This window comes from Crocosphaera sp. Alani8 (assembly GCF_038442745.1).
Classification (GTDB): Bacteria; Cyanobacteriota; Cyanobacteriia; order Cyanobacteriales; family Microcystaceae; genus Crocosphaera.
Window position 1 is genome coordinate 1 of sequence record NZ_JARVCN010000264.1, and the last position, 4,387, is coordinate 4,387.

Here is a 4,387-nt window from a genome sequence, read left to right on the forward strand (position 1 = left end):
ATGTTTGGCCTAAGTTTTCGCAGCGAGTGACCCCTGGCTTTTTGAGAAGATACCGTTAAAGCTACTGCACTGACGGTATGTTTTGCTCCGGTAACAAAGGACAACTCCCCTACAGTATCCCCTGTTTTAAGGAGAAGAGGGGCTTTCTGGAGGTGATGGGGGTAAATAATCTGCACTTCCCCTCGATGGATAATAAAAATGCGATCGCCCACTTCTTCCGGTTGAAAGAAAACGTGACCATCATTGTAACGATGATAGGTTAAACGTTGAGCAATTTCTACGAGTTCGTGATGATATAAATAACGAAACACAGGAAATCTGGTGATTTGTCTGGCTATTTGTACAAATTCTTCCTCCCTATCCTCCACTTCAACGGCTTCTAAAATAGTACCTTCTTTATACATATTTTCTATGGCAGCCTCTACCCAAGATTTAATCTCAGTTTCCTCAACCCCTTGACGTTTTTGTAAATAATCCTGTAATTCTGGTGTTTGCCAAAACCGTTCCATTTGTTGGCATAGATAAGGAGATGTGGGCAATAATTCTTCAAAGTCGGGACGGGGTAAAATATCAACTTCTGTATCTTCTGTGGTTTGGGCAATAGTTTGGTGGGGAGAAGCGGTTAAGAAAGAAAATTGACCAAATACATCGTTTTCTCCGAGATTTTCCAAAGGTTCAAGGTTAGCTTGAGGATCTAATAAGGTCACTTTCCCTTTTCTAATAATATAAAGGGTTTCACTGGGATCTCCTTGACGATAAATGGTGGTTCCCTTGGGATAATGAGTAACTAATAAAATACTGGCTAATTTTTGTCTGAGGGAGCGATTTGCATCGTAAAATAGATTAATTCCCTTAAGACTGTCCACCCGTTCTTGAAAACGCCGCGATTCTTTTTGAGTTAGATGGGAAAGAGTAGTAGAAGGTTTGCGTAAAAATCCTCCAGAATTATTCACTAATTGATTGACAAAACTAAAAAATAAACTGCCAATAACAGCCCCGATCACCAATTCTAGAATATGCCCTTTTTCCGTTGCACTACCTACTAAATCAATCACTAAGGCTGCTAGTAATGCCCCACTACCAAAGGCTGTTAAAAAGGCAAGAGTCCGTGACACAGGACTCCAAAATAGGGCAGTGATAGATCCTAAAGGCATGGAACAAGCACTAATAATTCCATAGATAAAAGCGATAATAATGGGGGAGTCTGACATAATTCTCCGCAATTGCCAATTAGCTCATTAAAGTATATGGATAGGAATCAATAAAAATTGACTCCTACCAATGTTGAAGTTACATAAAAGCTGCTTTTCCAGCAAAACGGGCTGCTTTTCCTAAGTCCCGTTCGATGCGTAAAAGTTGGTTGAACTTAGCAATACGTTCACCACGACAACCAGAACCGGTTTTAATTTGTGCTGCACTGGTAGCCACCACTAAATCAGCAATGGTGGTGTCTTCTGTCTCTCCGGAACGATGGGAGACAAAACATTTATAGTTATGTTTTTTGGCTAATTCGATGGTGTCTAAGGTTTCGGTTAAGCTACCAATTTGATTGACTTTGATTAAAACAGAATTAGCTACTCCTTTTTCAATGCCTTCGGCTAAAATAGCAGGATTCGTACAAAACAAGTCATCTCCTACTAATTCCACCTTATTGCCGATTTTATCCGTTAGTTCCTTCCAACCTTCCCAGTCGTTTTCCCCCATACCGTCTTCTAAGGAAACAATGGGATATTTATTCATCCATTCTTCCCACAGTGCTACCATTTCTGAAGGGGTTTTAGTGGATTGATCGGATTTGAAGAAGAGATATTTTCCATCTTTCCATAATTCTGAAGTGGCTGGATCGAGACAAATGGAAATATCTTCCCCAGGTTTATAACCGGCTGCTTCGATGGCTTCTATGATAAATTCGATGGCATCTTCGTTAGATTTTAAATTGGGTGCAAACCCCCCTTCATCTCCGATACCGGTACTCAATCCTTTATCTTTAAGTAAGCCTTTGAGGGTGTGAAAAGTCTCTGTACCCATGCGGATAGCCTCAGCAAAACTATCAGCGTTATGAGGGGCAATCATGAATTCTTGGAAATCGATGGTATTATCAGCGTGAGCTCCCCCATTAATAACGTTCATACAGGGAACCGGTAGTAAAGATGCGTTGGTTCCTCCTAAATAACGATACAAGGGCATTTTTAGGTAATTGGATGCGGTGCGAGCAACCGCCAAGGAAACCGCTAAAATAGCATTAGCTCCTATTTTTGCTTTGTTGGGAGTCCCGTCTAAGTCAATCATAGCTTGATCGATCGCCCGTTGTTGGGTAACGTCCATACCGATGAGGGCAGGGGCGAGTTGATTATTAGCATTTTCTACGGCTTTGAGAACCCCTTTCCCCTTATAACGGTTTTTATCCCCATCGCGCATTTCTACTGCTTCTTTTTCCCCTGTAGAAGCCCCAGAAGGCACTAAAGCACTACCTGTTGTCCCATCTTCAAGCACCACTTGCGCTTCTACTGTGGGGTTTCCCCGTGAATCAAGCATTTCTGAGGCGACAATTGTTTTAATTCGCATGAATTCTGCTCTCCTGATAATCGTTGAGATAGTTCAGACTATTTGAGAAATCTTGCTCTAATTATCTGTCATGTTTTGCCATTATTCTCGGTATTTTCCCTTAAGATTTTCTGAAATATCACCTTAAACTTAGGGTAAATTGCTAATAATAAAACCTTAAATTTATCTTAGTTGACTCAGATATGATAGTGCGCTTGAAATGGGACATCACAGTATTTATTCTGAGAGAGAAAATTATTTTTTAATTAAATAATTTAGCTACTTGGATAAATAGTGAGAAAAAGGATACTGTAAGGACTTGTTCATCTGTTTTTTAACCATCTTAGCCCAACTATCAAAATCGAAATTTTCCGCTAAAGGATCTAAAGATTTGTGTGGTTCTTCGTTTTTTTTATCTTTAGGTAATATCTCTATGGTTGCTTTGTTACTTTCCACTAATTTACTCTCCTAGCCAATGGTGTGGCTTATGATTTTCGTTGTAAAGCTAATTTTTTATATATAATCATCATACCCGTTCTCGGGTGACACCAATGGTTAACTTTCAGTTAAGCAAAGTGTGAGTATTCAGGTTTCTTGATGGAAGATCTGTTTTTGGAGGTTTCCTCCAAGATTTATACACCCTGTTGCGACAAGCTAATGAAAACTGCTATTATCCCCTAACTCAATGCTGAATGCTGACTGCTGACTGCTGAATGCTGAATGCTTACCAAAACTGTTAATAAAAATTTTTCAGCAAACTATTGCGTCGCAACAAAATATTTGCTATGCTAGTTAGGCACTGAGTAAATGAGTGATTTAGCCGGGATAGCTCAGCTGGTAGAGCAGAGGACTGAAAATCCTCGTGTCGGCGGTTCAAGTCCGCCTCCTGGCATTTTTATATATCTTGAAGACTTTAATATAAAAAGTTTCTGGCCATGTGCTATTGAACAAATCAAGACTAATAGGCACTAATTAGGAAACTGATTTTAGGACGTAATTTAGTTCAAGTTTCGTTTTAATTTTCCTCACCAGTTCCACATAAGTATTTATCTTCTTTCTTGACGTTAGGATTGTGCAGTAAATAAGGGCGCACCCAATCACAATTACGTTCCATTAACCAGTCAAAATTAACTGGCCACAGTTTCACTGTTTTATCTGCACTCCCAGAGGCCAATGTGTGACCATCGGAGCTGAAACTCACGCTATAGACGGAGTCTTGATGTCCATTGAGAGTGCGTATCTCCTCTCCTGTTTTCACATTCCACAGTTTCACCGTATTGTCTAAACTCCCAGAGGCCAAGGTGTGACCATCGGAGCTGAAACTCACGCTATAGACGGAGTCTTGATGTCCATTGAGAGTGCGTATCTCCTCTCCTGTTTTCACATTCCACAGTTTCACCGTATTGTCTAAACTCCCAGAGGCCAAGGTGTGACCATCGGAGCTGAAACTCACGCTATAGACGGAGTCTTGATGTCCATTGAGAGTGCGTATCTCCTCTCCTGTTTTCACATTCCACAGTTTCACCGTATTGTCTAAACTCCCAGAGGCCAAGGTGTGACCATCGGAGCTGAAACTCACGCTATAGACGGAGTCTTGATGTCCATTGAGAGTGCGTATCTCCTCTCCTGTTTTCACATTCCACAGTTTCACTGTCCTATCAGAACTCCCAGAGGCCAAGGTGTGACCATCGGAGTTGAAACTCACGCTATAGACGGAGTCTTGATGTCCATTGAGAGTGCGTATCTCCTCTCCTGTTTTCACATTCCACAGTTTCACTGTCCTATCAGAACTCCCAGAGGCCAAGGTGTGACCATCGGAGCTGAAACTCACGCTATAGACCGA

Annotated in this window: 4 protein-coding genes and 1 tRNA gene; 1 reads left to right on the forward strand and 4 read right to left on the reverse strand. The window is 41.1% G+C overall.

The window, feature by feature from the left end:
• The 3 genes from P9B04_RS15110 to P9B04_RS15120 form a co-directional block, all read right to left on the reverse strand.
• The coding region (locus P9B04_RS15110; RefSeq protein ID WP_342055816.1) for a cyclic nucleotide-binding domain-containing protein at positions 1-1,211 on the reverse strand (1,211 nt) is incomplete at its 3' end.
• A 79-nt stretch (positions 1,212-1,290) separates the two neighbouring features.
• Positions 1,291-2,565: a phosphopyruvate hydratase gene (gene eno, locus P9B04_RS15115; RefSeq protein WP_342055817.1), complete on the reverse strand. Its 1,275-nt coding sequence runs from the start codon at positions 2,563-2,565 to the stop codon at positions 1,291-1,293.
• Positions 2,566-2,823: 258 nt separating this feature from the next.
• The gene (locus tag P9B04_RS15120) at positions 2,824-3,000 is read right to left on the reverse strand and encodes a hypothetical protein (RefSeq protein ID WP_342055818.1); all 177 of its coding nucleotides are present in this window, start codon (positions 2,998-3,000) and stop codon (positions 2,824-2,826) included.
• 363 nt (positions 3,001-3,363) lie between these two features.
• Here P9B04_RS15120 and P9B04_RS15125 point away from each other — a divergent pair.
• Positions 3,364-3,436 (forward strand) — tRNA-Phe (locus tag P9B04_RS15125).
• 123 nt (positions 3,437-3,559) lie between these two features.
• On the opposite strand, the gene P9B04_RS15130 is transcribed toward P9B04_RS15125, so the two are convergent.
• A partial coding sequence (locus tag P9B04_RS15130) for a WD40 repeat domain-containing protein (protein ID WP_342055819.1) occupies positions 3,560-4,387 on the reverse strand: 828 nt, incomplete at its 5' end.